Annotated in this window: 1 protein-coding gene; it reads left to right on the top strand. The window is 39.7% G+C overall.

Features of this window, described 5'->3' with window-relative positions:
- Positions 1 to 94 precede the first annotated feature (94 nt).
- Positions 95 to 1,525 carry an IS4 family transposase gene (locus CRO56_RS22465; RefSeq protein ID WP_026585316.1) on the top strand — a complete coding sequence of 477 codons (1,431 nt, stop codon included), beginning with the start codon at positions 95 to 97 and terminating at the stop codon, positions 1,523 to 1,525.
- Positions 1,526 to 1,645 lie beyond the last annotated feature (120 nt).

The following is a 1,645-nucleotide window of genomic DNA, read 5'->3' as shown; positions in this document are numbered from 1 at the left end:
CACATGCCCATCAAGCGAAGTTAAAATCATACCCTCAAAATGAAAAAACGCTATGCTTATCGTAAGAAGTTTACGAGAAAGGATGGCGTTTTTGATGAATCCTATCATTTCAAATGAACTGAATCTTTTTGCACAAGAACTACAATACTTTTTATCTCCAGTAGTCTTACAAGATATCGCCAAACAAGTTGGCTTTGTACAGCGATCTAGTAAGTATCAAGCAAACGAACTCATTGCCCTTTGCGTATGGCTTAGTCAAGAAATCGCTAGCACATCACTTACACAATTGTGCAGTCAGTTAGAAGCTTCCACTGGGGTACTGATGAGCTCAGAAGGACTGAATCAACGCTTTAATCCAGCAGCTGTCGCATTTCTTCGAGAAGTCTTTACTTCTCTTCTCACACAAAAACTCTGTTCAAATCAATCGCTTTCTGTACACATGATCTCTACTTTCAATCGTATCCGTATTTTAGATGCGACAGTGTTTCAACTGCCTGATCATTTCGCCACTGACTATCAAGGTTCAGGTGGGAGTAGTAATACGGCAGGCGTGAAAATCCAATTGGAATATGATTTACTTAGTGGTCAATTTCTTAACGTGCAGCTTGGACCAGGAAAAAATAATGATAAAACATACGGTACCATCTGCCTTGAAACCGTAGAGGCGGGCGATTTGTGTTTGCGTGATCTTGGTTACTTCGATTTAGGAGACTTACAAGCCATTCATGATAAAGAGGCTTACTATATCTCGCGGTTGAAGCTGAATACACGCATTTATACCAAGAACCCTGAGCCAGAATACTTCAACAATGGCACGTTAAAAAAGCAAACAGAATACATCCAGCTTGATATGACACAAATGATGTCTGGTCTAACCCCTGGTGAAACGATGGAAATCCCCGAGGCATACATTGGCCAAAATCAGAAGCTTCCAGCACGTGTCATTATCCATCGTTTAACCGATGATCAAACGCAAACACGCCTGAAAAACCAAGCGATACGTGAAAAGAAGAAAGGCATTGTCATGAAGGATAAAAGTAAACGTTTAATGGGCATGAATGTATATATCACGAACACGTCGCTAGAAGAAGTACTGACGAATTACGTCCATTCATTGTATTCACTTCGTTGGCAGATTGAGATTTTGTTTAAAACGTGGAAGTCATTCTTTGAAATTGATGAATGTAAAAATATTAAAAGAGAACGCCTAGAGTGCCATTTATATGGACAACTCATTGGCATTCTCCTCTGTTCTTCTACGATGTTTCAAATGCGACAGCTTCTGCTTGAAAAGAAAAAGCAGGAGCTGAGTGAATACAAAGCGATTTATATGATTAAAGATTACTTTCCGTTACTGTTTCAAGCGATAGCAGTTGGCACAGAAGAACTTATGAAAATTCTGCATCGCCTTTATCAGCTGCTAAAAAAGAACGGTCGTAAATGTCATCGGTATAAGAAGATGACCGTCTTTGATATTCTAGGGGTTGTGTATGAAACGACGGTGAAGCATAGACAAGCTGCCTAGCGAAAAAATCGCGTTTTAATAGGCTTCTTTGGCATGCCTACTTTTCCATCACTCGCTAGTTTTAAAACAAGGATCATTTCGTATCTAGTAATTTACTTTGTTAGCTTGATGGGCATGGGG

This window comes from Bacillus oleivorans (genome assembly GCF_900207585.1).
In the GTDB taxonomy this organism is placed as follows: Bacteria; Bacillota; Bacilli; order Bacillales; family JC228; genus Bacillus_BF; species Bacillus_BF oleivorans.
Note: the sequence above shows the minus strand (reverse complement) of the source record. Positions and strands in the feature narration are given on the sequence as shown.

Coding starts and splice junctions, on each gene's coding strand:
- CRO56_RS22465 (WP_026585316.1), top strand. CDS start 95: ATGAATCCTATCATTTCAAATGAACTGAATCTTTTTGCACAAGAACTA.